Below are 24,886 nucleotides of genomic sequence, written 5' to 3'. Positions count from 1 at the left end.
AGGCACGGGATATGGGTCGAAATCATCATTGGGCTGAACTCAAAATGTGACCGGCAGCCTGCCAGCCGGTGGCAACGGCCACGCCTGACCCTGACCCTTCTTTTATGGGGTCATAGTGCGCCAGCACGCTGCCGGCGCCATAGAGGTTGGCGAGCGGTTTGCCGCCACGCAGCACTCTGAGCTTGTCGTCGGTCTTGACCCCGAAGCCCATGAAGGGGTGGTGGTCAAACAGTCGGCGGCCGGCCCAGGAGTCGCGCTCCGGCAGGCTCAGCACATCGGCGTTGAAGATGGGCTCGCGAATGCCGCGCAGGCGCGACTCCAGCCCGCGGCTGAAGAAGCTGCCGGAGGCGAGTACAAAGTTATCCGCTTCAAAGAGTTGATCGTCGCCATTCTGGCTGTGCACGCCGATGACCCGATCGCCGTCGTAACGGGCGCCCAGCACCCGCTCGCTGGTGAGGAAGGTGCCGCCAAGGGCCATGAAGCGGCGCTTGAGGGCTTCCTGCATCCGCATGCCTATGAGTGACGGCGGCATGGTGGCCACCTCCTTGATGATGCAGCCGGTGCGCTGCTCCAGCTCCGTCAGGCGCGGGCCGACCAGCCCCAGTGACAGGCAGGCGGGCAGCACCAGGTGGCGGCATCGCGGCTCGCCGCTCTCCTGCACCATGCGGCTGATCTCGCGGGCCAGATCCGTCAGCAGGTCATGCTGGCCATTGCCCTGCTTGTCAAACAGGCGGGCGATGTCGGCGGAGCGAAACTCGTGGGGATTGCGGCTGAACTCGGCCAGCTGGGGCAGCCGAATTTCCCCGGTCAGGATGCGGCAGTGGGCGAAGCGCGCATGGGTCGCCAAGTTGGCGGCCGCGAGCTCGGGGTGAAAGTCGCGAAATCCCTCCAGGGTGGCCAGCAGGATGGCGTCGGGGGCCGGTGCATCGGTCACGCAGGCACAGGTGTCGGGGGAGAGCCAGGTGGCTTTGAGGGTGCCGATGGGGGTCAGCCGCTGGTGGTTGCGCTCCTGGCGAAACAGCGGCAAGCCCTGGGCGGCGCAGTGACGTTGCAGATCATCGAGGCTGGCCGCGATATGGGTCAGCCCCACCTTGCTGTAGGGGTGCTCGGGGTTGGCGGCCATGAAGGCGGGCAGGGCGGTGCGGGGATCTCCCTCGCTCTCCAGCAGATCCACCGAGCCGGAGGAGAAGTGGAGGGCGCTCTGGCCGGAGGCCATCAGCAGGGTCTTCTGGCCGGCCTCGGCTAGGCGCAGGGCCGCGGAGAGGCCTGCCATGCCGCCGCCGATAACGATGCTGTCAAATTTCATGGCTGCGCTCCTTGGTGGGATTGGCGGTGCTGGCGTCCTGCGGGAAGGGGGGCTCGGCCACCAGATGGGGGGCCGTCCACTCGCCAAGGCCGAACAGCCCCTCGTAGATCCAGTAGGTAAATTCGGCCTCGCGCAGGGCATCGCCCCACAGCACGGGGCGGGTGCCCTTGTAGCGCTCTTCCAGGAACTGGCGCAGCATGACGCAGGCTTGGCGGCCGTCGGCCTTGCCGTATTCCTGCATCAGGCCGGCGGCGCGATAGGCACACAGCTCCCCCTGACAGGGGCCCATGCCGAGGCGAGTACGGCGGCGCAGATCCACCAGGTTGTCCACATCGAGCTCGCGCAGGGCGTATTCGATTTCACCCGCGGTCACCATCTCGCACTCGCAGATGAGGGCGTTGGCCTTGGGATTGTCGCGGAAAAAGGCGATGACCCGCTCGCCGTGACGGTACTGGGCCGAGCCTTCAGCCGGCACCGAGAGACCGGGGGCGGAGACCTTCTCCGGATCCCGCGAGCCGGGCAGGCTCAGCTCGGCGGTGCGGCACGGCTTGCTGTTGCCGAGTTTCTTGGCCAGCAGATCGGTGGCCCATTCGGCCATCAGCCGGTAGGTCATCAGCTTGCCGCCGGTGATGGTGTTGAAGCCCTGCAGGCCGTCCCGCTCGGCGTGATCCAGCAGCACTATGCCGCGGCTGATGTTGCGGCCCGACTCGTCGCCATCCACCGCCACCAGCGGGCGAACCCCGGCATAGGCGCGCAGCAATCGGGTGCGGGCCATGATGGGGGCCAGTTTTATCCCCTCGCGCAGCAGCACCTCCACCTCTTCGGGCTCGACGGTGAGCTGGTCAATCTTGTGGTAATCGATGCGGCTCGAGGTGGTGCCGATGAGGGAGATGGTATCGCCCGGCACCAGGATGTCCGCATCCGCCGGTTTGCGGCAGCGGTTGAGCACCAGCTGGTTGATGCGGTAATCCATGATGAGCAGGGAGCCCTTGGCCGGGAACATGCGGATGCCGAGATCGGCGTACTCGCAGATCTGCTGGCCCCAGATGCCGGCGGCGTTGATCACCTCCTGACACTCCACCTCGAACGCTTCACCGGTGCGGGTGTTGATGGCCTTGACCCCGTGCACCCGATCCTGGGTGCGCAGCAGCCCCAGCACCTTGCTGTGGGTGAAGATGCGGGCGCCGTGCTCCTTGGCATCCAGTACGTTGGCGGCGGCCAGGCGGAAGGGGTCGACCGTGCCGTCCGGCACCTGGATGGCGCCGATCAGCGCCGGGTTGACGTTGGGTTCGAGGCGCAGCGCATCGGCGGGATCCAGCTGGCGGGCGTCGATGCCCGCCAGGACGCAGGCGTCCATGAAGGTAGTTTGAAAATGGATGTCATCTTCCGGCAGGGTGATGAAGAGGCCGCCGGTGTCCTCGACGCAGTGGCTGGCGATCCGCTTGAGGATGCGGTTCTCCTGAATGCACTCGCGGGCGGACTCCTGATCCGTCACCGCGTAGCGGGCGCCGGAGTGAAGCAGGCCATGGTTGCGGCCCGTGGTGCCGGCGGCGATATCGTCCCGCTCAAGCAGGATGCAGTCGATGCCGCGCAGTGCGCAATCGCGCATGATGCCGGCTCCGGTGGCGCCACCCCCTATGATGACGACTTGTGTGGTTATTCTTTTCATTCTTGCCCGTCTCATCTCTTCCAGATGGTGCCAGTGTGGCCTGTCTCTGGGCAGAAATGTTTGATATGGGCCAAGTTAATGTTCGCAAACGCTCATTGGTGGGGGTGTTAATGAGCAAATCGTGATTGTTGTCACACTCTAATAACAGTAGAGGGGGCCGCTGGGCCCCCTCTGTCAACATGGCATTCAGCCGCAGCACTTCTTGAACTTCTTGCCGCTGCCACAGGGACAGGGGTCGTTGCGCCCCACCCGCAGCGGTGCCGGATCCTGTTCGCCATCGGTATAGACCCAGCGCCCCTGATGGCGCACGAAACGGGATCGCTCATGGAGGCAGTGGCGCTCTTCACCCTCCATGAACCAGGCCTTGAACTCCACCATGCCAAGGGTGTCAGCGGGGCCGCCCTGGCTGGCGAGGATCTCGAGCCCGTCCCATTGGGTGTCGGTCTGGGAGAGCTGCTCCGCAGTCAGCCCGTTCAGATAGTCAGGGTGCCAGCTGTGTACCAGATACTCCCCCAGTCCCAGCACGAAGGCGCTGTAGCGCGAGCGCATCAGCTGCTCCGGGGTCTGGGGGGCGGCCCCCTGGTGCAGTGATCCACAGCACAAATCGAGAGAAAGAGTTGAACCGCAAGGGCATTTGTTCATGTGACTGGCCATCTGAGTCGATAGAGATAGAGGGCGAGGATTGTAGCGAAAGCGAGTCCCCGTCGACCAGCATCCTATACTGGTCTGGTAGGAACGGAACACTCATAAAAACAGCTGCAAGGATGTAAAAGATGACGCTAAAGCAGAAAATCCTGTTGTTGGGAGCCGTCCCCGTGCTCCTGATGGCCCTGGTGGTCAATCTCAGCAACTACATGATTGCAAAGAGTGATCTGGAAGCCGATCTGGTGGTGGCGCGGGAGAATGCGATCAAGGATCGCAAGGAACTGCTCAGCAGCTATCTGATGCTGGCCAAGACGGCCATCGATGCCGTCTACAGCCAGCCGGACAGCCCGGCGGTGCGCAAGCAGGTGATCGAGATGCTGCGTCCGCTTCGCTACAGCAGCGACGGCTACTTCTTCGTCTATGACTTTCAGGGCACGGCGATACTCTTGCCGCCCCGTCCCGAGATGGAGGGCAAGAACCGCTGGCAGGACAAGGATGCCAAGGGCAAGCTGCTGATCCAGGAGATCGTCAAGGCGGCGCGCCAGGGGGATGGCTTCTCCGAATACTGGACCGCCAAGCCCTCCATCGGTCGGGACGCCCCCAAGCTCTCCTTCAACCTGGTACTCGACAAGTACCAGTGGATCATCGGCACCGGTTTTTATATCGACGACATCGACAACGAGCTGGCGGCGCTGCGCACCGTACGCGAGAGCAACATGCGTGACTCGCTGCAGAGCAGCGTGCTGCTCATTCTGGTCATTCTGGGGGTGACCCTGGCCGCCACTGTGGTGATCGGCAACCGGGTCACCCGGCCGCTGGCGGACGCGGTATCGGCCCTCAACGACATCGCCGACGGGGAGGGGGATCTGACCCAGCGCCTCAAGGTACAGAGTCACGACGAGATCGGTCAGCTGGCCACCGCCTTCAACCGTTTCGTGGCACGGATCCAGTCGGTGGTGAGCCAGGTGGGGGAGACCAGCAACCACCTGTTCAGCGCGGTGGAGAAGCTGCACCACCTGAGCGAGCACTATGACCATCAGATGCACGGCCACAGCCGGGAGACGGATCAGGTGGTTACCGCGGTGACCGAGATGAGCTCCACCGCCCAGGAAGTGGCGGCCAGCGCCTCCAACGCCGCCACCGCTACCAGCGATGCGGCGCGCGAATCCGATGCCGCCCGCGGCGTGGTGGGCACCGCCATCAACAGCATCAACCGGCTGGTGGGCGAGGTGCACACCGCCTCCGGCGTCATCGAGCAGCTGGCGCAGGAGACCGCCAAGATAGGATCCGTGGTGGAGGTCATTCGCGGCATTGCCGAGCAGACCAACCTGCTGGCGCTCAACGCGGCCATCGAGGCGGCCCGGGCCGGCGAGCAGGGACGCGGCTTCGCGGTGGTGGCGGATGAAGTCCGTTCGCTGGCCGGCCGCACCCAGCAGAGCACCAAGGAGATCAACGAGATGCTGCAGCGTCTGCAGGGCGGGGTGAAACAGGCGGTGGACGTGATGCAGGCGAGCGAGGATCGCAGCCAGGAGACGGTGCAGGAGGCGAGCCACATCGCCACCTCCCTCGACAGCATGGTGATGGCGGTCAGCACCATCAACGACATGAACATCCAGATCGCCACCGCCGCCGAGGAGCAGCATGCGGTTTCCGAGGAGATCAACAAGAACCTGGTGGCCATTCAGCAGATCGTCAGCGAGCTGACTGACGCGGCGGTCGAGTCCAACAGCACCACCCGCGATCTCGCCAGCACCGGGGACAAGCTGCGCAAGCTGGTCTCCCAGTTCCGCTACTGATGGGGTGACAAGAGGGGATATCCCTCACAAGATGCGGCCTGGCCCCCGGTTCAGGCCGCACTTTATTTGGGGATTGATCAATAATGTGTGAAAATTGTCGCCCTCTGTGTCAGCTGTTGCCCCTTACCCTATGAATGAGATCGTGAAAGGCAGTATCGATTTGATCCGTCAGCTCAACTATGGCCTGGTCTACGCCAGCCTGGAGGAGCACAAGGAGCTGTCCCGTACCGATCTCTCCCGCCTGACCGGCCTCTCGCCTGCCAGCATCACCAAGATCACCCGCGAGCTGCTGGACGGCGGTCTGGTGGTCACCTGCGGCGAGAGCTCGGTGGGGCGCGGTCGCCGCCAGACCCTGCTGCGCATCAACGAGCGCCGCTTCCAGTTCCTCTCCATGCGCCTGGGGCGCGGTTATGTGGACATGGCCCTGTTCGATCTGGCAGGCCGCTCCCTCGCCCGCCATCGTCACGTGTTCAGCGAAGGGGAGCGCGCCGACCTGCTGGCCAGCCTGGTGCGGGCCATCGAGGGCTTCTTGCCCAAAAAAGCGCTGCGCCTCGCCTGCATCGCCCTTTGCCTGCCCGGGCAGGTGGAGCGTCACTCCGGCATGGTCAAGCACTTCCCGTTCTACGATCTGCGAAACTGGCCGCTCGGCCCGACCCTGCAGGAGGCCTTCGCGGTGCCGGTGCTGGTGAGCGGCGACGTGCGCACCTGGATCCAGGCCGAGCGTGAGTGGGGCGCCGCCAAGAACTGCGCCGATGCGGTGCTGGTGTTCGTGCACAACGACATCGGGGTCGGCATGGTGGTCAACGGCCAGCTTATCGAGAGCGAGAACGCGCTGCTCGGCGATCTCAGCCACCTGCAGCTCGAACCCTACGGTCAGCGCTGCTACTGCGGCGGCTTCGGCTGTGCCTGCACCCTGGTGACCAATCAGGCGCTGGAGGCGCAATACCGGGATCTGCGCGAGCGGATGCAGGAGCACGATCTGCCCGAGAGCGTCACCATTCGCGAGCTGTGCGAGCTGGCGCTGGCGGGCAACAGCCTCTGTCAGGACATTCTCCATCAGGCGGCGGGGCGGCTTTCCCGGGTACTCTCCAACCTCATCTGTCTGCTCAATCCGGGCAAGCTGCTACTGGGGGGGGAGATCACCCGCGCCGATCGGCTGCTGTTCCCCATGCTGCACCAGTCGCTGGCCAGCCAACTGCCGGCCGAGTACCTGGTACGGTTGCAGATCGAGTCCACCCACTTCTACGAAGATCCCACCAAACCCACCTCGGTGCAGGTGCACAAGGCCCTGCGCGACGGCAGCCTGCTGCTCGACTTGTTGCGAGGCGACAAGGAGGCATGAGGCTGGGGTTGCAAGGACGCATCCTGCTCATGCTCTGTCTGGTCAGTCTGCTGCAGCTGGTGCTGCTGAGCGGGGCCAGTTACTACTATGTGTCCGAGCAGCGCTACCGCGAAGTAGGGGATCAGGCCCTCGACGTGGCGCGACTGGTGGCGCGGGAGTCCGGTGTCATCGCCGGGGTGAAACGGGCCGACACCGCCCGCCTCAATGTGCTGGTGGAGCGGATCCGCGCCGAGGTGGGCGCCAGCTACATCGTCATTGGCGATAAGGAGGCGCGCCGACTGGTGCACCCCAATGCGGATCGCATCGGCCAGCCCATGATGGGGGATGACCCGCAACGGGCCTTGCAGGGGGAGTCCTATATCTCCCGCGCTCAAGGATCCCTCGGGGTCTCGGTGCGTGGCAAGAGCCCCATCCGCGATGAGCTCGGTCAGATCATCGGGGTGGTGTCGGTCGGTTATCTGGTGCGGGATATCGAGGCGGATCTGCAGGGCTTTCTGCATTTCGGTCTTGCCATGACCTTGCTCATCGTGCTGCTCAACAGCCTGGCCGCCACCTGGCTGTCCCGCCGTTACAAACGGGCGCTGCTCGGCTTCGAGCCCGAGCAGATGGGGCGTCTCTACACCGAACTCGACTGCACCCTACGCACCGTGCGCGAGGGTATCCTCACCATCGACGAGCAGGGGCGGCTCACCTCCCTCAACCCCAATGGCATCCGCTTGCTGCGTCTGGACGAGACCACCGCCCGGGCCGCCATCGGCCAGCCGGTTACCCGGCTGCTGCCGGAGAGCCGCATGCTCTCCCTCATTCAGGATCCGCGCCCCCAGTTTGATGAAGAAATTGTGCTCAACGGCCAGTCCCTCATCGTCAACCGGCTGCCGCTGGTGCGCGAGGGCAAGCTGATCGGCGCGGTGTCGAGCTTTCGGCGCAAGGACGAGCTGGAAGAGCTCAGTGCCCAGCTCTCCCAGGTGCAGGCCTACAGCGATCTGCTGCGGGTGCAGACCCACGAGCACCACAACCAGCTCGGCACCATCGCCGGGCTCATCGAGCTGGGCGCCACCGGCGAGGCGCTCGCCTTCATCGGGCGGGAGGCGGACACCGAGCAGACCCTGCTCAGCTTCCTGATGGGGGCCATCGCCAAGCCCAAGGTGGCCGGCCTGCTGCTCGGCAAATACCACAGGGCCCACGAGCTCGGCCTCGAGCTCGTGATCGATCCCGATGCCCGACTGCACGACATTCCCCTGCGCGTGAGTGGCTCCCAGCTGGTGACCCTGCTCGGCAACCTCATCGATAATGCCTTCGAGGCGACCCGCCGGCACGGTGCCCCCTATCAGCCCATCCGGGTCTCCCTGAGCGATCTGGGACAGGATCTCATCCTCGAGGTGGAGGACGGGGCCGGCGGCATCGATCCCGCGCTGGCGGATCGGCTGTTCGAGCGGGGGGTGAGCAGCAAGCCCGAGCCCGGTCACGGCATCGGTCTCTCCCTGGTGCGCAAGACCCTGGACGCCTTGCAGGGGGAGATCACCATCGAAGCCACGGCGCAGGGAAGTTGCGTCGTCTGTTACATTCCCAAGGAGGTGTGAGTGATCAAGATCCTGATCGTCGAGGACGATCCGGCCATCGCCGAGATCCACCGCCGCTTCGTGCAGCGGCTGCCCGGTTTCGAGGTGCTGGGGGTGGCGCTGACCCTGTTCGATGCCAGGGAGCAGATAGGGATCCTCAAGCCCGATCTGGTGCTGCTGGATGTCTGGTTGCCCGATGGAGAGGGGTTCTCGCTATTGAGAGAGCTGCGCCAGGCCGGGGCCAGTCTGGACGTCATCCTGCTCACCGCGGCGCGGGAGGCCGGTGCCTTGCAGGAGGCGATGCGGCTCGGGGTGGTGGACTTCATCTTGAAACCCGTGGTGTTCGAGCGGCTGCGCGACACCCTGGAGAAGTACCGCCAGAGCCGCGCCGCCCTGGCGGCCCTGGCGGACATCGATCAGCAGGCGGTGGATGCCCTGTTTGGCTCCCCGCTGCAACAGGTGGCGGCAGAGGGCCTGCCCAAGGGAATAGACGGCCTCACCCTGCAGCGGGTGCTGGCGGCCTTGACCCAGCAGGGGGCCAGCGCCGAGGAGATAGGCAACCGGATCGGGGTGAGCCGCACCACGGCGCGCCGCTATCTGGAGTTTCTGGTGGGCCAGCAACTGGCGAGTCCGGAGCTGGAGTACGGCACCGTCGGCCGGCCGGAGCGGCGTTATCGCCAGCCCTGACTGGCGTAACTCCCCATCCTGTCTTGCCAATAAAAAGAGCGCCTGTCGGCGCTCTTTTGCTGTGTGAGATCCGCCAACTCAGCTTGGCTCGGATTGCAGGGTGGCAGCCGGTGCGCGGCGTGCCTGCCACCACTGCCAGAGCGGCAGCAGCAGCATGGTCAGGGTGATCACCGTGAAGACCAGGGTGATGGGCCGCTCCCACAGGAAGCTCAGGGAGCCGTCGTTGATCACCAGGGCGCGGCGCAGGTTGTCCTCCAGCATGCCCCCCAGGATGAAGCCGAGCAGCATGGGGGCCATGGGGAAGGTGAGAAGGCGCAGGCCGATGGCGATGAGCGCCACTATGGTCATCACGTGGATGTCCATGGTGTTGAAGGAGACCAGATAGACCCCGGTCAGGGAGAACAGCAGCACCATGGGGATCAGCACGGGGCGAGGCACCGCCAGCACCCTGGCCAGATAGGGGATGAGGGGGAGGTTCAGGATCAACAGCACCACGTTGCCCAGGTACATGGAGATGATCACCGACCAGAAGACGTCCGGATGCTCCATGAAGAGGCGCGGGCCGGGCTGGATACCGTAGGCCACCAGGGCGCCCAGGATGAGGGCCGTGGTGCCCGAGCCCGGGATCCCCAGGGTGAGCAGGGGCACGAAGGAGCCGGTGGAGGCGGCGTTGTTGGCCGCTTCCGGGGCGGCCAGGCCGCGCAGGCTGCCCTTGCCGAACTGCTCCTGGTGCTGCTTGCCGGCGATGTTGCGCTCGGCGCCATAGGCCATGAAGGCGGCGATGGTGGCGCCGGCCCCCGGCAGTACGCCGATGAGGAAGCCCAGCACGGAGGAGCGGGCGATGGGAGGGGCTATCTCCTTGACCTCCTCCTTGCTCAGCTTGAGGCTGCCGAGCTGCTGCATCTGTTTGGCCTCTTCCTCGCTGTTGTCCTTGCCGGGGCGCAGCACCGCCATCAGGATCTCCGCCAGGGCGAAGGTGGCCATGGCCAGCAGCAGGAAGGAGAAGCCGTCGCGCAGGTCCGGCAGACCGAAGGTGAACCTGTCCACCCCGACGCTGCGGTCGATGCCGATGGTGGAGATCATGATGCCGAACAGCGCCATGATCAGCGCCTTGAGCACCTGCCCCTTGCCGGCGAACGCCGCCACGGCGGAGAGGCCCAGCACCATGAGGGCGAAGTAGTCCGCTGACTGGAAGGAGAGGGAGACCTGGGCGAGCAGGGGCGCCGCCACCATCAGCATGATGGCGGAGAGGGTGCCGCCGGTGAAGGAGGCGTAGGCGGCGATGGCCAGCGCCTTGCCCGCCTGCCCCTTGCACGCCAGGGGGTAGCCGTCGAAGGCGGTCACCACGGTGGCGGAGCAGCCGGGGGCGTTGATCAGGATGGAGGAGGTGGAGCCCCCGAAGATGGCGCCGTAATAGACGCCGGCCATCAGGATGATGCCGGAAGAGGGATCCAGGCCATAGGTGATGGGGATCATCAGGGCGATGGCGGTGACCGGACCCAGGCCCGGCAACATGCCGATAAAGGTGCCGACGAAGCAGCCCAGCACCACCATCATCAGGTTGACCGGCAGCAGCGCGGTGCCGAGTCCTTGCAAGATTCCGTCTAACATGGTGACTCCTTAGAAACCGAGCAGGGTGAACAGACGACCCGGCTCCAGATAGACGTTGAGCCCCTTGGTGAGCAGGGCCCAGAAACCGAGGGAGAAGGGGACGCTGATCATCAGGCCGTAGCGCAGGCTGGGCTCACCGAGCACCCGGATGCCCACGCTCAGGAAGGCGATGGTGGAGAGCACGAAGCCAAACCAGGTCAGCCCCAGGCCATAGACGACCATGAGCCCGAGCAGGATGAAGACCCGGCGCCAGTCCCCTTCCTCCCGGCGCAGGGGCTCGCCCCCGGGAAAGAGCACCAGCAGCAGGGAGAGCAGCGCCCCGATCCCGGCCAGGGCATAGGGCAGGGTACTGGCGGTGAAGGGTTCGTATTCGTCGCCGGGGTAGCCCGGTATCTCGGTGGCGTAATAGCCATAGGCGAGGGAGAGCAGCAGAAACAGCAGGCCCCCCAGTCGCTCCTTGGTGATGTTCATCTCTTGACTCCAACATGAGCGGCGGGCCTGCGCCCGCCTGCGATGTGACAACGAGGGTTACTTGATGAAGCCGAGCTCGCGCATCAGGCCGCCGATCTGCTGTTCCTGGCCGTCGAGGAAGGCGGTGAACTCGGGACCGGACTTGTAGAGGTTGGTCCAGCTGTTGCGGCTGCGGACCACTTCCCACTCCGGCTTGTCGTACATCTGCTTGAGCAGGGCGGCAAACTCGGCGGACTTTTCCGGGCTGATGGTGGGGGAGGCGAAGTAACCGCGCCAGTTGGCGAAGACGGTGGGGTTGTTCTGCTCGCTGAAGGTGGGGATCTGCTCCGCCCCTGGCAGGCGCTTGTCCGAGGTGACCCCGAGGATCCGCATCTGGCCCGACTTGACCGCTTCCATCGCCTCGCCAAAGCCGGTGGAGATGGCCTGGGTCTCCCCGGCCAGCACGGCGGCCATGGCGCTGCCGCCGGCATCGTAGGCGACGTAGCGCAGCTTGCTGGCGTCGGCACCGGCGTTCTTGAAGGTCAGGGCGGCGACCAGGTGATCCAGGCTGCCACGGGCCGAGCCACCGGCGATCTTCACCTTGGCCGGGTTCTCCTCGTAGGCGGCCAGCAGCTGGGCCCAGTTCTGATAAGGGGAGTCCGCCTTGACCGCCAGCGCCTGGTAGTCGGCGATGATGGCGGCCACCGGGGTCAGATCACGGAAGGACTGGGGCAGCTCCTTGGAGAGGGATTTGACGATGATGGGGGTGGAGTTGACCATCAGAGTCTTGTCGGACTGGGCCGAGGTCTCGATGAGGTGGGCGATGGCCTTGGCGCCGCCACCGGCGGACATGTTCTGATAGGAGACGGTCTTGACCAGACCGGACTTGGCCAGCACTTCACCGGTGCCGCGGGCCGTGGTATCCCAGCCGCCGCCGGCGCCACCCGGGATCAGGAAGTGGACTTCGTTGATCTGGGCGTGGGCGCCGAAGCTCAGTGCGAGCAGGCTACCGATCAGGGTGCGCTTGAAGGTTCCTTGCAACATGGTGCTCTCCTTGTGATTGTTGCAGGAAGGTTAATTAATCATGTCTGGCTGGAAAACAATCTGACCGTAATGGCTATTAAGGCTGTTGTGGCCATTTTGTTCATTCTGGTCACGACAGGGAGTACTGCTCGCTCATGGCAGGCCGGAAGGGGGCAGGTTGCACTGCGCCTCCGGCTGAAAAGGCGCGAGGTTCCCCGTCAGAAGGGGAGCCTCGCGAAAGAGGGGGCTGACTTATCCCTGTGATGCGGGGGCGGCGGAGACCTGGTCGCCGCTGGCTCCCTGCTGCTTGAGGGCCTCGCTCGCCTGCTGCTTGCGCTGCAACTGCTCCACTACCAGCTTGTAGGCGATGTAGTACTTGTAGATGTTGCCCACGTAGGTCACGGTCTCGGGCCCTATCTTCTCCGCCGCCACGTACTCGACGTTGTGAAACCAGACGTTGGGATCCAGTCCTCGTTTCTTGGCCTCGGTGCGCAGCCGTGCCACCCGGGCGGGACCGGCATTGTAGGAGGCGAACGAGAAGAGCGCCTTGTCGAGGGCGGTCATGGGCTCGTCCGCATAGTAGTGGTCGATCATCCAGCGCATGTATTTGACGCCGCCATGGATATTGGGCTCAAGCTGGCGGATGTCGCCCACCTTCAGGCCCTTGCCGGTGGCGGGCATGATCTGCATGATGCCGATGGCGCCGACGTGGCTGCGCGCCTGATGGTTGAGGGCCGACTCCTGGTAACCCTGGGCTGCCATCAGCAGCCAGTCCACCTCGTATTTCTCGCCATACGCGCGAAACAGATCCACCACCTGCAGAAACTTCTTGCGCTCGGCCTCGGCGGCGGCGCTTTTGACGAACTTGTTCTGCTTGAGATAGCGGGCGAGGAGCTCGTCCCCGGTGGCCTTGCCGCGCAGCGCCTTGATCTGTTCGTTGAGCATGGCCAGCAGTTGCGGGCTCTCCTTGCGCACCGCCCAGGCGATGACGCCCCCTTGCCGGAACACCGGCTGTTCATGGATCCGGATGGCGGGAAAGATTTTCCGCCAGAAGCGCGCCTTGTGCTCGTCCATGACGATGAAAGGGAGCAGGCCGGCGTTGACCATCTCCACCAGATCTTCATCCTCCAGTGCCTCGGGGGCCGGCTGAATGTCGATGAGCGGCTCTCCCGCCGCCTTGCGCGCCTGGTTGTAGGCCATGAGGCTCTCGAAGTAGCTGGAGGAGGGGCGCACGTAGATGTGCTGACCGGCCAGGTCGGCGGTACTTTCCACCTTGGGGGAGAGGGGGCCGGAGATAAGCAGCTCCCGCACGTTGTCGAGCAGGGGAGCGGTGAATGCCACGCCCTGCTCCTTGCGCTTGTCCGTGATGGTGAGGTTGGCGGCGGCGATGTCACCCTTGCCCGCGATGAGGGCATCCAGCAGGGCCTCGCGCGCCACCGGGATGAAGATCAGGTGCAGCTTGAGATGGCGCTTGAGGTTCTTTTGCTTGCGCAGCTGTTCGTTGAGCCGCTTCTCCAGCAGCATGAAGGCGTCGTAGGTGACGCCCCGCTGTATCCCCTTGTCGATGAAGTAACCTGTCTTGTTGTAGGTGGTGAGCACCCGGATGGAGCGCCGTGCCAGCATGGCATCGAGATCGCCAAGCTGGGGCTGGGCCAGCTGGTCGCTGTTGAACGTCAGTGCGGCCGGCTCGGCGTCGGCCTGCGCTGGCGTTGCGGCCTGCAGCGGGCCGCACAGCAGTCCGCACAGGAGGAGGATCCATAACCGCGTCATGATACTGCCCTCGTCTGTTTCATTGAGTGTAAGCGGCATGGGGCGGGCGCTTTAGCTCATTGGGTTTGCTCGGCGGGGGGTGGATAGCACCATAGGCCCTATCCGATGAGGGGGCAGGCAGCGGGGAAGTGAGGAACAGAGCAGAGAATAAAAAGGGGAGCCTCAGTGGCTCCCCTTTGACGACACTTGGTCGGCGCTAGAACCAGAAGCCGATGATGAAGGAGCCTGCCAGGGTCAGCATGACGTTGGCCACCGCATAGGTGCCGGCATAGCCGAGCGCCGGGATGGAGCTGTTGGCAGCCTCGTTCACCACGTCCATGGCCGGGGCGCAGGTACGGGCCCCGGTGATGGCGCCGAGCAGCAGGGCCGGGTTCATCTTCAGCACCCAGACACCGAACAGGTAGCCCACCAGCACCGGCAAGGTGGTCACCAGCATGCCGGAGAAGAGCACCACCATCCCCACTTCGCTCAGGTGATCTAGGATGCCGCCCCCTGCCTTGAGGCCGGTGCTCACCATGAACACCGCCAGGCCGAGATCCTTGGCCAGACGCAGGGCGCCCGGCGGCACATAACCCACAGTGGGGTGGTTGGCGCGCAGGTAGCCCATCAGGATCCCCGCCAGCAGCAGGCCGACGGCGTTGCCGAGGCCAAACTCCAGCTGGCCGAACACCAGGGAGACGGAGCCAATCAGCAGGCCCAGCACGAAGAAGGTGGTGAAGGCCACCAGATCCGTGGTCTGGCTGTGAATGCTGATGAAGCCGATCTTGTTGGCCAGCAGCTTGACCCGCTGCTTCTCGCCGCTGATCTGCAGCACGTCGCCCTTTTGCAGCATGATGTTGCGATCGAACGGCATCTCGATCTGGGAGCGCACCACCCGATTGAGGAAGCAGCCCTTCTCGGTGAGGTTGAGCTCCACCAGGTGGCGGCCCACCACGGCGTCGTTCTTCACCACTATCTCTTCGGTGACGATCTGCAGGTCAAGCAGGTTGCGGTCGAACACCTCCTTGCCGTTGCGGTAGTTGACGTCGAGCTTCTCGTGACTCTCGGGGTAGCCCACCAGGGCGATCTCGTCCCCTTCCTGGATGACGGCGTCACCATCAGGACTCGCCAGGATGCCGTTGCGGCGGATCCGCTCCACGTAGCAGCCGGTGTGAGGATAGATGCCGGTCTCGCGCAGGGTACGACCACCGATCCAGGCCGCCAGCTCGGGGCCGACCCGGTAGGCGCGGATGATGGGCAGGTAGGTCTTGCGGCTCTCGTTGTCGGAGAGACCGCGCTCGCGGGCGATCTTCTGCGCCTCGGTGTTGAGGTCGAGCCGTGCCAGCGAGGGGAGGTAGCGCACCACCATCATCAGGCCCACCAGTCCCACCAGATAAGTCAGTGCATAGCCGATGCCCATGTTGTCGAGCACCGACTGCATGTCGGTCTGATGGGGGAGGTTGAGCAGGCCGCTGCGCAGGGCATCCTGGGCCCCCACCAGCGCCGGGGTCGAGGTGAGCGAACCGGCCAGGATGCCGGCGGCCATGCCCGGCCCCAGGTTGAAGAACTTGGCCAGTCCCACGGTAAGGAAGAGGGCGGTCAGCAGGATCACCAGGGTCAGGGTGATGTAGTGGATGCCGTCGCGCAGGAAGACGCTGAAGAAGTGCGGCCCCGCTTCGATCCCCACGCAGAAGATGAACAGCATGAAGCCGACGTTCTCCGTGGTGGTGCTGAATTCGAAGCCCATCTGGCCGAACAGCAGGGCGGTGAACAACACGCCTATGGTGTTGCCTATCTGGAAGTTGCCGACCCTGACTTTGCCGAGCAGCAGGCCGAAGGCCAGTACCACGAACAGCAGCAGGGAGTCGCTTTGATGTAGCAGTGTCACGAAATCTATGGTCATGCCCGGAAAAACCGAGGAAAAAAGTGGGGCCGACATTGTGCCGGATCCCTCACCAATAAAGAAGCGTCAAAGGCGCATTAATCGGTACTAACCCGCCACCGCCCTCGGGGTCATGAGGGTAACTGGGGGGCACCTGCGGCAATGACCTCTATTTCCCTCTGCCAGCCCCGCTGTCAATTAGTGATTCCTGCTATCTGTGATCCTCGTCTTTGGGGGTCGCTTGAAATTTTACGCTCTGCTGTTTGGTCGGTCGATTTGGCTCACTGGCAGCATTTTTGACTGATGGGCATGGGATGAGTCTGGCGGTTGGTCGCGGCCCGCCCGTGCAGGGTGACCCATCTGTGGCGGGATGGCTAAAAGATATCTGTAAAAAGCATCTGATGGGTGCACTGGAGACCCATTCGGGGGGCGCGGCAAAAACAGCAGAAAATGAGGTTGGCGAGTCAAACGTGCCAGTCTTGCCGGCAATGGCCTGCCAGCCTAGGCCGTCATTGGCTTTGGCCTACTTACCCACAGAAACTGTGGATAACCCTGTTCATGAAACTTGGTGATCAGGCTGTAGCCCGCGCCAATACTGGGCTGCAAGGGCTGTTCAAAAAATACCGGACAAAGATTGTTTCTATAAAAATCAAATAGTTACGCGCAGCAGAACAAAACGCTGTCGAGGCGGATGGGGGAGAAAAAGGGAGAGGTCACCGCAGGGTGCGGCTTGTGCATTAAAAATGGTAGAGGAAAGCACTAAAGTGGATAACTTGCACCGAGATGGTGAGGAAATGGCTCCCCCGACTGGACTTGAACCAGTGACATACGGATTAACAGTCCGCCGTTCTACCGACTGAACTACGGGGGAACATCAGGCAAGGAGGAGCATCATACAGAGGTCGCATTTCGAGGTCAATAGCCGCTTCTGCTGCCAGAGTGGATACCCAGGCCACCCCAACTCGGAGTACACTTCTGCTCTTGCGTATTTTTGCCGGGAGTCGTCATGAGCAAGTTATTCCAGCTGGCCAGCCAGTTTCAACCCGCCGGGGATCAGCCGAGGGCCATCGCCCAGCTGCTCGACGGCATCGAGTCTGGCCTCGCCCATCAGACCCTGCTCGGGGTGACCGGCTCGGGCAAGACCTTCACCATGGCCAACGTCATCGCGACCCTCAATCGTCCCACCATGATCCTGGCTCCCAACAAGACCCTGGCGGCCCAGCTCTATGGGGAGATGAAGGAGTTCTTCCCCGACAACGCGGTGGAGTATTTCGTCTCTTATTACGACTACTACCAGCCCGAGGCCTATGTGCCGACCACCGATACCTTCATCGAGAAGGATGCCTCCATCAACGATCACATCGAGCAGATGCGGCTGTCGGCCACCAAGGCGCTGCTGGAGCGGCGCGACGTGGTGATCGTCGCCTCGGTGTCGGCCATCTACGGCCTGGGGGATCCGCAGGCCTACCTCAGCATGATGCTGCACCTCAAAGTGGGGGATGTGATCAACCAGCGGGACATATTGCGCCGCCTCGCCGAGCTGCAGTACACCCGCAACGACATGGCCTTCCAGCGCGGCACCTTCCGGGTGCGGGGGGAGGTGATCGACATCTACCCCGCCGAGTCGGACAAGCTGGCCCTGCGGGTAGAGCTGTTTGACGAAGAGGTGGAGCGGCTCTCCCTGTTCGATCCGCTGACCGGCGCCATCGAGCAGACGGTGGTGCGCTACACCATCTACCCCAAGACCCACTACGCCACCCCGCGCGAGACCATCCTGGGGGCCATCGAGCACATCAAGGAGGAACTCAAGGGGCGGCGCGAGCAGTTGTTGTCCCTCAACAAGCTGGTGGAGGAGCAGCGCATCAGCCAGCGCACCCAGTTCGACATGGAGATGATGCAGGAGCTTGGCTACTGCTCCGGCATCGAGAACTACAGCCGCTACCTCTCCGGCCGCGCGCCGGGGGAGCCGCCGCCCACCCTGTTCGACTATCTGCCGGGGGACGGCCTGCTCATCATCGACGAATCCCACGTTACCGTTCCGCAGATCGGCGCCATGTTCAAAGGGGACAGATCCCGCAAGGAGACCCTGGTGGAGTACGGCTTCCGGCTGCCGTCGGCGCTGGACAACCGGCCGCTCAAGTTCGACGAGTTCGAGGCGCTGATGCCGCAGACGGTGTTCGTCTCGGCGACCCCGGGCCCCTATGAGCTGGACAAATCCGGCGGCGATGTGGTGCAGCAGGTGGTGCGCCCCACCGGTCTGCTTGACCCCGAGGTGGAAGTGCGGCCGGTCAGCACCCAGGTGGACGATCTGCTCTCCGAGATCCGCAAGCGGGTGGCGGTGGAGGAGCGGGTGCTGGTCACCACCCTCACCAAGCGGATGGCGGAGGACTTGACCGAATACCTGGCGGATCACGAGGTGCGGGTGCGCTATCTGCACTCGGACATCGACACAGTGGAGCGGGTGGAGATCATCCGCGATCTGCGCCTTGGCAAATTCGACGTGCTGGTGGGCATCAACCTGCTGCGCGAAGGCCTCGACATGCCGGAGGTTTCCCTGGTGGCCATCCTGGATGCAGATAAAGAGGGCTTCCTGCGCTCCACCCGTTCGCTTATCCAGACCATAGGCCGGGCGGCACGCAACCTCAACGGCAAGGTGATCCTCTACGGGGATACCATCACCAACTCCATGAAGGTGGCGATTGAAGAGACCGAGCGGCGCCGCGCCCTGCAGCACGCCCACAACCTGGAGCACGGCATCACGCCGAAGGGGCTCAACAAGTCCATCGGCGATGTGATGGACATGGGGGGCAGCCGCACCGCGGGCAAGGCCGGCAAGGGGAGCCGCAAGGCCGCCGAGCCGCAAGGGGAGTACCACGCCCGCTCCGCGAGCGAGATCGCCAAGGAGATCAAACGGATGGAGGAGCAGATGTTCCAGCATGCGCGGGATCTGGAGTTCGAACAGGCGGCGGCGCTGCGGGATCAGATCCAGCGGCTGCGCGGCGAGCTGATCGAGTCATGAGCGCCAGATGCTGGCTCATCTGGCGACGGTTGCGTCGCCTCTATCAGGGCTTTCGCCATCCTGCCACCCCCTGGTGGGCCAGGGGGTTGGTGATCCTGGTGCTGCTCTACGGCATCAGCCCGGTGGATCTGGTGCCCGACCTGGTGCCGCTGGTCGGCTGGCTTGATGATGCCACCCTGTTGTTGCTCCTCTTGTGGGGTTGGGAGCGCTGTCTGCCGGCGCCGGTGCGCAAGGATCTGGAGAGCGCCTCCTGAGCGGTCAGGGCACGACAGGTTTGCGATATCGGGGGGAGGCTGAGGCGGGATAAACGGTTTCATTCGAGCGACGCCAAGCGGCGAGTACAGGAGGCACTCCACAGCGATTGTGGCCTGCCTGGCATTGGCGTAGACTCCACGCCGTTCACATCATGAGTATGGAAAAATGGATCTGATCCTCTTTGCAATCGACTTTATCCTGCACGTTGACGTGCATCTGAAAGAGCTGTTTGAAAACTACGGTATCTGGGTTTACGCCATCCTGTTTCTCATCATCTTCTGCGAGACCGGACTGGTGGTCACCCCCTTCCTGCCGGGTGACTCCCTGCTGTTTGCCGCCGGTGCCCTCACCGTGGGCAGCGTGCTGGACGTGCACACCCTGGCGGCCGTGCTGATCATCGCCGCCGTGCTCGGCAACGTGGTGAACTACACCATAGGTCACTTCTTCGGCGAGCAGCTGTTTCGCAACCCGGACTCCAAGATCTTCCGGCGGGACTATCTGGACAAGACCCACGCCTTCTACGCCAGACACGGCGGCAAGACCATCATCATCACCCGCTTCCTGCCCATAGTGCGTACCTTCGCCCCCTTCGTGGCGGGCATGGGGGCCATGACCTATCCGCGCTTCCTGGCGTTCAATCTGGTGGGGGGGCTCTTGTGGGTGATCTCCTTTGTCTACGCCGGCCACTTTTTCGGCAACCTGCCGGTGGTGCGGCAGAACTTTACCCTGCTTATCTTCGGCATCATCGGCATCTCGCTGCTGCCCATGGTGATCGGCATGGTGAAAGCCAAGCTCAACGCCGGCAAGGTGGCTTCCTGAGTCAGCCTTGTTGGCCGTGTCATGAGAGGGAGCCGCAGGCTCCCTTTTTTGTTTGAGCATGGTGCTGATTACTGATTTCTCACTGATGAGCCTGGAGGAAAGGCCAATCGGCGAGCAAGCAGGCAGTCACCAGGATGGCTGGCAGGGGAGCGAGACGTTGAAGAGCGATATCAGAGCTCAAGACGCCACCCGCAGTCTTCATGAAAAAGGGAGCCACTGGCTCCCTTTTCGCGACGGATGATGTTGATCCGACCTAGTTGCAGCAGCGCCCCTTGACCAGGTTGCCGATGGCCACCACAACGAACACCAGCAAGTAGGCGGCGAAGATGGCCACCAGCCACTGGGGCATGGAGAAGCTCAGGAACTGCCAGCTGACCTCGCTGCAGTCGCCATCCGGGAAGAACATCCAGGGGATCCACTGATCCAGCGGTGCCCAGCTCGGGAAGTCGACAAACCCTTCGCAGACATTGAAGGGAGAGGGGTTCACCTGATAGTCCACATGCTTGAGCGCCAGCTTCAGGCCCCAGAAGGCACTGGCGCCCCACATCAGCAGGGCGCTCCAGCGCACATACCATTTCTGCGGAGCCACCATGCCGAGCAGCGCCGCCATGAGGACCCCGAGAGTGGCGAGCCGCTCATAGATGCACATGACGCAGGGATGCAGACCCAGCACGTGCTGGAAGAAGAGGGCGCTCAACTCGAGGAACAGGGCGGAGGCTGCAAGCAGGCCCCATGCCAGGCGATGGGCGGCTATACGGCGCAGAAACTCAATCATCTGGTTGATCTCACAGAAAAAACAGTGGCTGAATTAGAGCAGAGCAGGGGCCAAAAAGAAAGGGCCCAGGCGGGCCCTCATGGCACTCAGTAGAGTGCGGACAGTACCGCAGGCGCGGCGTTGTCGAGCGTCAGCCAGCCGGCCTGATAGTACCAGTCGGTAAGCGGGCCGAGCAGAAACTCCACCGAGAAGAAACCCACCAGACCCAGCACCAGGGTATAGGGCAGCGCCATCCACACCATCCGGCCGTAGGAGAGGCGCAGCAGCGGCGCCAGTGCCGACGTCAGCATGAACAGGAAGGCGGCCTGGCCGTTGGGGGTGGCTACCGACGGCAGGTTGGTACCGGTGTTGATGGCCACCGCCAGCAGCTCAAACTGCTCGCGGCTGATGGCATTGTTGAGCAGGGCGGTCTTCACCTCGTTGATGTAGACGGTGCCGACGAAGACGTTGTCACTGACCATGGAGAGCAGGCCGTTGGCCAGGTAGAAGAGCGCGAGCTGGGCGTCGGGTTCGGCCGCCAGCACCCACTGGATCACCGGCTTGAACAGCTGCTGATCGATGATGACGGCGACCACGCTGAAGAAGACGGCCAGCAGGGCGGTAAAGGGCAGTGCCTCCTGGAATGCCTTGCCGAGGGAGTGCTCTTCGGTGATGCCGGTGAGGGAGGTGGCCAGCACGATGACTGACAGGCCGATGAGGCCCACCGCCGCCAGGTGCAGAGCAAGCCCCAGAATGAGCCAGAGGGCGATCACCGCCTGCACGATCAGCTTGGCCTTGTCCTGAGCGGTGCGCTCGGCCTCTTCATAACGGTTGTAATCCTCCATGATGCGACGTACCGCGTCCGGCAATTTGGCGCCATAGCCAAACCAGCGACACTTTTCGACCAGGACGCAGGTCAGCAGACCGCAGATAAACACCGGAACCGTGACCGGAGACATGCGAATGGCGAATTCGACGAAGTTCCAGCCGGCCTGTTCACCGATGATCAGGTTCTGCGGCTCTCCCACCAGGGTGCAGACGCCACCGAGGGCAGTACCGATGGCGGCATGCATCATCAGGCTGCGCAGGAAGGCGCGAAAGTCATCCAGGTGTTGACGATTGAGCTCGTTGACGGTGCCATCATCGGTGTAATCGTGGGAGTGGCCAAACTCCTTGCCGGAGGAGACCTTGTGATAGATGGCGTAGAAGCCGGTGGCGACGCTGATCACCACGGCAATCACGGTGAGGGCATCGAGGAAGGCAGACAGGAAGGCGGAGACCAGACAAAACGCCAGGGATAGCATCGTTTTGGAGCGGATCCGGATCAGCAGCTTGGTGAACACGTAGAGCAACAGCTGCTTCATGAAGTAGATGCCGGCCACCATGAAGACCAGCAACAGCAGCACTTCGATATTGGCGACCAGTTCGTGTTTGACCTGCTGTGCCGAGGTCATGCCGATCAGCACTGCCTCGATGGCCAGCAGGCCGCCGGGTTGCAGCGGATAGCACTTGAGGGCCATGGCCAGGGTGAAAATGAACTCGACGACCAGCAGCCAGCCGGCCATGAAGGGATCGAGATAAAAGGCGATCGGGTTGATCAGCAGGAATAGAAGAATAGCGGCCTTGTACCACTGGGGGGCGTTGCCCAGAAAGTTCCTGGCAAAGGCTTGCCCTAAGCTGATTGGCATAATAATGGGTCTCTGTTTTGTGGTTGGTATCTGCGTCTATGCAGTCAAGACAGGCTCGACCAGAACATCCGGATGTTGTCCCTTATCAGATTGATTCCTCATGATTTTAATCAAAAAGAGCATTAACTATAAATAACATAGTCGCCCTTGCCCATGAGTATGGTGGTTTTATGGACAACACAGGGGTTGGCTGGCACCCATTGCCGGCTGAAATACATTTTTTTAACAAAATCACCCGCCGATGTGAGCAGAGGACTGACCTTCTGCTTGCCAGCCCTCCCTGCTTTGCTATTATTCGTGAGCCTTTTTTACGTACTACAACAGAGTCACTACATGGTCATAAAAGCGCAGAGCCCCGCAGGGTTTGCCGAGGAATACATCATCGAGTCCATCTGGAACAATCGCTTTCCTCCAGGATCCATCTTGCCGGCCGAGCGCGAGCTGTCCGAGCTGATTGGCGTGACCCGAACCACCTTGCGTGAAGTGCTGCAGCGTCTGGCCCGCGATGGCTGGCTCACCATCCAGCATGGCAAACCGACCAAGGTGAACAACTTCTGGGAGACCTCGGGACTCAACATTCTGGAGACCCTGGCTCGTCTCGATCAGGACAAGGTGCCGGATCTGGTGGCTCAGCTGCTGTCGGCGCGTACCAACATCTGCACCATCTTCATTCGTGGCGCGATCCGCAACAACCCGGAGCAGGCCGCCGAGATCCTGCGCGGCGCCGCCGAGGTGGAGAACACAGCCGAAGCCTATGCGGACTTCGACTACCGGTTGCACCATCAGCTGTCGTTTGCCTCCGGCAATCCCATCTACGCCTTGATCCTGAACGGTTTCAAAGGGCTGTACAGCCGGGTTGGCCGCTACTACTTCTCCGACAAGCAGGCGCGAGAAACCGCGGATGCCTACTACAAGACCCTGCTTAACCTGGCCGAGACCAAGAATCACGAGGCCGTGTTCATGACGGTGCGTCAATACGGCATCGAGTCCGGCAAGCTGTGGACTCGTCTGCGCCAGGATATGCCGAGCAACCTGTGCGACAACTGAGCCTGTTCTGATGCAAGAAAAACGCGCCGATTGGCGCGTTTTTTTATGGCTGCAAGGTGAGGGGATCAGACCGGTTTCTTCTCCGGGCAGCGCCCTATGATGTCGGGAGGCAGTTCGCCATTGTCCTGCTCAAGTATCACGTCGAAACCCCACAGCTGGTGCAGATGCTTGAGCACCTCGTGGCGGGAGTCCCCCAGCGGGATCCGGTTGTGTGGCACATAGCGCAGGGTGAGGGAGCGATCCCCCTTCACCGCCACGTTGTAGACCTGGATGTTGGGCTCCAGATTGCTCAGGTTGTACTGGGCTGACAGGGTGTTGCGCACCTGACGATAGCCTTCGTCATTGTGGATGGCCGAGACCTTCAGGTAGTTCTTCAGGTCGTCGTCATCGATGGCAAACAGCTTCATGTCGCGCATCACCTTGGGACTCAGGAACTGGCTGATGAAGCTCTCGTCCTTGAAGTTCTGCATGGCGAAATGCAGCGTCTCTACCCAGTTGCTGCCCGCGTAGTCGGGGAACCAGTATCTGTCCTCCTCGGTCGGGTGCTCGCAGATGCGGCGCAGATCGGTGAACATGGCAAAGCCAAGGGCGTAGGGGTTGATCCCCGAGTAGTAGCGACTGTTGTAGGGGGGCTGATAGACCACGTTGGTGTGGCTGTGCAGCACCTCGATCATGAAGCGATCGCTTATCTTGCCCTCATCATAGAGGTGATTGAGGATGGTGTAGTGCCAGAAGGTGGCCCACCCTTCGTTCATCACCTGGGTCTGTTTCTGCGGGTAGAAGTACTGGCTGATCTTGCGCACGATACGCACGATCTCGCGTTGCCAGGGCTCCAGCAGGGGGGCATTCTTCTCGATGAAATAGAGAATGTTCTCCTGTGGCTCGGCCGGATAGCGTCTGTCTTCCACCCCGGAGGCCTTGTGCTGTTTGGGCAGGGTGCGCCACAGCTCGTTGACCTGGGTCTGCAGATAGTCTTCCCGTGCCTTCTGGCGTCGCTTCTCTTCGGCCATGGAGATCTTTTGAGGCCGCTTGTAACGATCCACCCCGAAGTTCATCAGTGCATGGCAGGAGTCGAGCAGTTTCTCCACCGCGTCGATGCCGTGCTTCTCTTCACATTCGGTGATGTAGTTCTTGGCAAACAGCAGATAGTCGATGATGGAAGAGGCATCGGTCCAGGCCTTGAACAGGTAGTTGTTCTTGAAGAAGGAGTTGTGGCCGTAGCAGGCGTGGGCCATCACCAGGGCCTGCATCGGCATGGTGTTCTCCTCCATCAGATAGGCGATGCAGGGATCCGAGTTGATGACGATCTCGTAGGCCAGCCCCATCTGGCCACGCTTGTAGTTGCGCTCGGTGTGGATGAAGCGCTTGCCGAATGACCAGTGCTGATAACCGATGGGCATGCCGACGCTGGAGTAGGCATCCATCATCTGCTCCGCCGTGATCACCTCTATCTGGTTGGGGTAGGTGTCCAGTCGATAGAATTTGGCGACCCGGGCTATTTCTTGATGGTAAATGTCCAGCAGGTCGAAGTTCCAGTCCGGGCCATCGTCCAGCGGCGCTACTTTTCTTGCGGTTTCTACCATAT

Annotated in this window: 19 protein-coding genes and 1 tRNA gene; 8 read left to right on the top strand and 12 right to left on the bottom strand. The window is 62.7% G+C overall.

The window, feature by feature from the left end; all coding sequences use genetic code 11:
- Positions 1 to 25: 25 nt before the first annotated feature.
- From glpB to I6L33_RS16565, 3 genes are all read right to left on the bottom strand, one after another.
- Positions 26 to 1,306 (bottom strand): glycerol-3-phosphate dehydrogenase subunit GlpB, encoded by a 1,281-nt coding sequence (glpB, locus tag I6L33_RS16575; RefSeq protein WP_216972951.1) that lies wholly within the window; start codon positions 1,304 to 1,306, stop codon positions 26 to 28.
- Complete coding sequence (gene glpA, locus I6L33_RS16570; protein WP_216972950.1) at positions 1,296 to 2,975, bottom strand: anaerobic glycerol-3-phosphate dehydrogenase subunit A; 1,680 nt, start codon at positions 2,973 to 2,975, stop codon at positions 1,296 to 1,298. Before glpA ends, glpB begins: the two co-directional genes overlap by 11 nt.
- A gap of 186 nt (positions 2,976 to 3,161) precedes the next feature.
- Positions 3,162 to 3,617 (bottom strand): YchJ family protein, encoded by a 456-nt coding sequence (locus tag I6L33_RS16565; RefSeq protein WP_080629053.1) that lies wholly within the window; start codon positions 3,615 to 3,617, stop codon positions 3,162 to 3,164.
- Between the two features lie 131 nt (positions 3,618 to 3,748).
- On the opposite strand from I6L33_RS16565, the gene I6L33_RS16560 reads away from it, so the two are divergent.
- From I6L33_RS16560 to I6L33_RS16545, 4 genes are all read left to right on the top strand, one after another.
- Positions 3,749 to 5,416: a methyl-accepting chemotaxis protein gene (locus tag I6L33_RS16560; protein WP_005300314.1), complete on the top strand. Its 1,668-nt coding sequence runs from the start codon at positions 3,749 to 3,751 to the stop codon at positions 5,414 to 5,416.
- Positions 5,417 to 5,546: 130 nt separating this feature from the next.
- The gene (locus I6L33_RS16555) at positions 5,547 to 6,758 is read left to right on the top strand and encodes an ROK family transcriptional regulator (RefSeq protein ID WP_005300317.1); all 1,212 of its coding nucleotides are present in this window, start codon (positions 5,547 to 5,549) and stop codon (positions 6,756 to 6,758) included.
- Positions 6,755 to 8,338, top strand: a complete 1,584-nt coding sequence (locus I6L33_RS16550; protein ID WP_216972949.1) for a sensor histidine kinase — start codon at positions 6,755 to 6,757, stop codon at positions 8,336 to 8,338. Before I6L33_RS16555 ends, I6L33_RS16550 begins: the two co-directional genes overlap by 4 nt.
- The gene (locus tag I6L33_RS16545) at positions 8,339 to 9,004 is read left to right on the top strand and encodes a response regulator (RefSeq protein ID WP_216972948.1); all 666 of its coding nucleotides are present in this window, start codon (positions 8,339 to 8,341) and stop codon (positions 9,002 to 9,004) included.
- A 78-nt stretch (positions 9,005 to 9,082) separates the two neighbouring features.
- Here I6L33_RS16545 and I6L33_RS16540 read toward each other — a convergent pair whose 3' ends face one another.
- The 6 genes from I6L33_RS16540 to I6L33_RS16515 all read right to left on the bottom strand — a co-directional run bounded on the left by I6L33_RS16540 (position 9,083) and on the right by I6L33_RS16515 (position 16,590).
- The gene (locus I6L33_RS16540; protein ID WP_216972947.1) at positions 9,083 to 10,615 is read right to left on the bottom strand and encodes a tripartite tricarboxylate transporter permease; all 1,533 of its coding nucleotides are present in this window, start codon (positions 10,613 to 10,615) and stop codon (positions 9,083 to 9,085) included.
- Positions 10,616 to 10,624: 9 nt separating this feature from the next.
- On the bottom strand, positions 10,625 to 11,086 hold the full coding sequence (locus I6L33_RS16535) for a tripartite tricarboxylate transporter TctB family protein (RefSeq protein ID WP_216972946.1): 462 nt from the start codon (positions 11,084 to 11,086) through the stop codon (positions 10,625 to 10,627).
- Positions 11,087 to 11,143: 57 nt separating this feature from the next.
- The gene (locus tag I6L33_RS16530; protein WP_005300332.1) at positions 11,144 to 12,109 is read right to left on the bottom strand and encodes a tripartite tricarboxylate transporter substrate binding protein; all 966 of its coding nucleotides are present in this window, start codon (positions 12,107 to 12,109) and stop codon (positions 11,144 to 11,146) included.
- 231 nt (positions 12,110 to 12,340) lie between these two features.
- Positions 12,341 to 13,858 (bottom strand): lytic transglycosylase F, encoded by a 1,518-nt coding sequence (locus tag I6L33_RS16525; protein ID WP_216972945.1) that lies wholly within the window; start codon positions 13,856 to 13,858, stop codon positions 12,341 to 12,343.
- A gap of 196 nt (positions 13,859 to 14,054) precedes the next feature.
- Positions 14,055 to 15,740: an aspartate:alanine antiporter gene (locus I6L33_RS16520; protein ID WP_010634129.1), complete on the bottom strand. Its 1,686-nt coding sequence runs from the start codon at positions 15,738 to 15,740 to the stop codon at positions 14,055 to 14,057.
- A 774-nt stretch (positions 15,741 to 16,514) separates the two neighbouring features.
- Positions 16,515 to 16,590, bottom strand: a tRNA-Asn gene (locus tag I6L33_RS16515).
- A 135-nt stretch (positions 16,591 to 16,725) separates the two neighbouring features.
- Between I6L33_RS16515 and uvrB the strand changes: the two genes are divergently transcribed.
- The 3 genes from uvrB to I6L33_RS16500 all read left to right on the top strand — a co-directional run bounded on the left by uvrB (position 16,726) and on the right by I6L33_RS16500 (position 19,812).
- Entirely contained in the window at positions 16,726 to 18,738 is a 2,013-nt protein-coding gene (uvrB, locus tag I6L33_RS16510; RefSeq protein ID WP_216972944.1) for an excinuclease ABC subunit UvrB, read from the top strand.
- Positions 18,735 to 18,992 carry a YkvA family protein gene (locus tag I6L33_RS16505; protein WP_216972943.1) on the top strand — a complete coding sequence of 86 codons (258 nt, stop codon included), beginning with the start codon at positions 18,735 to 18,737 and terminating at the stop codon, positions 18,990 to 18,992. Before uvrB ends, I6L33_RS16505 begins: the two co-directional genes overlap by 4 nt.
- A gap of 166 nt (positions 18,993 to 19,158) precedes the next feature.
- A complete protein-coding gene (locus I6L33_RS16500) occupies positions 19,159 to 19,812 on the top strand; it encodes a DedA family protein (protein ID WP_005300347.1) in 654 nt (217 codons plus the stop codon).
- A gap of 253 nt (positions 19,813 to 20,065) precedes the next feature.
- On the opposite strand, the gene dsbB is transcribed toward I6L33_RS16500, so the two are convergent.
- Together dsbB and nhaB are read right to left on the bottom strand one after the other, a co-directional pair.
- Positions 20,066 to 20,587 (bottom strand): disulfide bond formation protein DsbB, encoded by a 522-nt coding sequence (gene dsbB, locus I6L33_RS16495; RefSeq protein ID WP_005300350.1) that lies wholly within the window; start codon positions 20,585 to 20,587, stop codon positions 20,066 to 20,068.
- A gap of 86 nt (positions 20,588 to 20,673) precedes the next feature.
- Positions 20,674 to 22,254 carry a Na(+)/H(+) antiporter NhaB gene (nhaB, locus tag I6L33_RS16490; protein ID WP_005300353.1) on the bottom strand — a complete coding sequence of 527 codons (1,581 nt, stop codon included), beginning with the start codon at positions 22,252 to 22,254 and terminating at the stop codon, positions 20,674 to 20,676.
- A 333-nt stretch (positions 22,255 to 22,587) separates the two neighbouring features.
- Between nhaB and fadR the strand changes: the two genes are divergently transcribed.
- Positions 22,588 to 23,301: a fatty acid metabolism transcriptional regulator FadR gene (gene fadR, locus I6L33_RS16485; RefSeq protein ID WP_017780097.1), complete on the top strand. Its 714-nt coding sequence runs from the start codon at positions 22,588 to 22,590 to the stop codon at positions 23,299 to 23,301.
- 65 nt (positions 23,302 to 23,366) lie between these two features.
- On the opposite strand, the gene I6L33_RS16480 is transcribed toward fadR, so the two are convergent.
- Positions 23,367 to 24,884 (bottom strand): SpoVR family protein, encoded by a 1,518-nt coding sequence (locus I6L33_RS16480; protein WP_005300359.1) that lies wholly within the window; start codon positions 24,882 to 24,884, stop codon positions 23,367 to 23,369.
- Positions 24,885 to 24,886 lie beyond the last annotated feature (2 nt).

Origin of the sequence: Aeromonas sp. FDAARGOS 1403 (assembly GCF_019047325.1) — a bacterium.
Lineage (GTDB): Bacteria > Pseudomonadota > Gammaproteobacteria > Enterobacterales > Aeromonadaceae > Aeromonas > Aeromonas dhakensis.
Note: the sequence above shows the minus strand (reverse complement) of the source record. Positions and strands in the feature narration are given on the sequence as shown.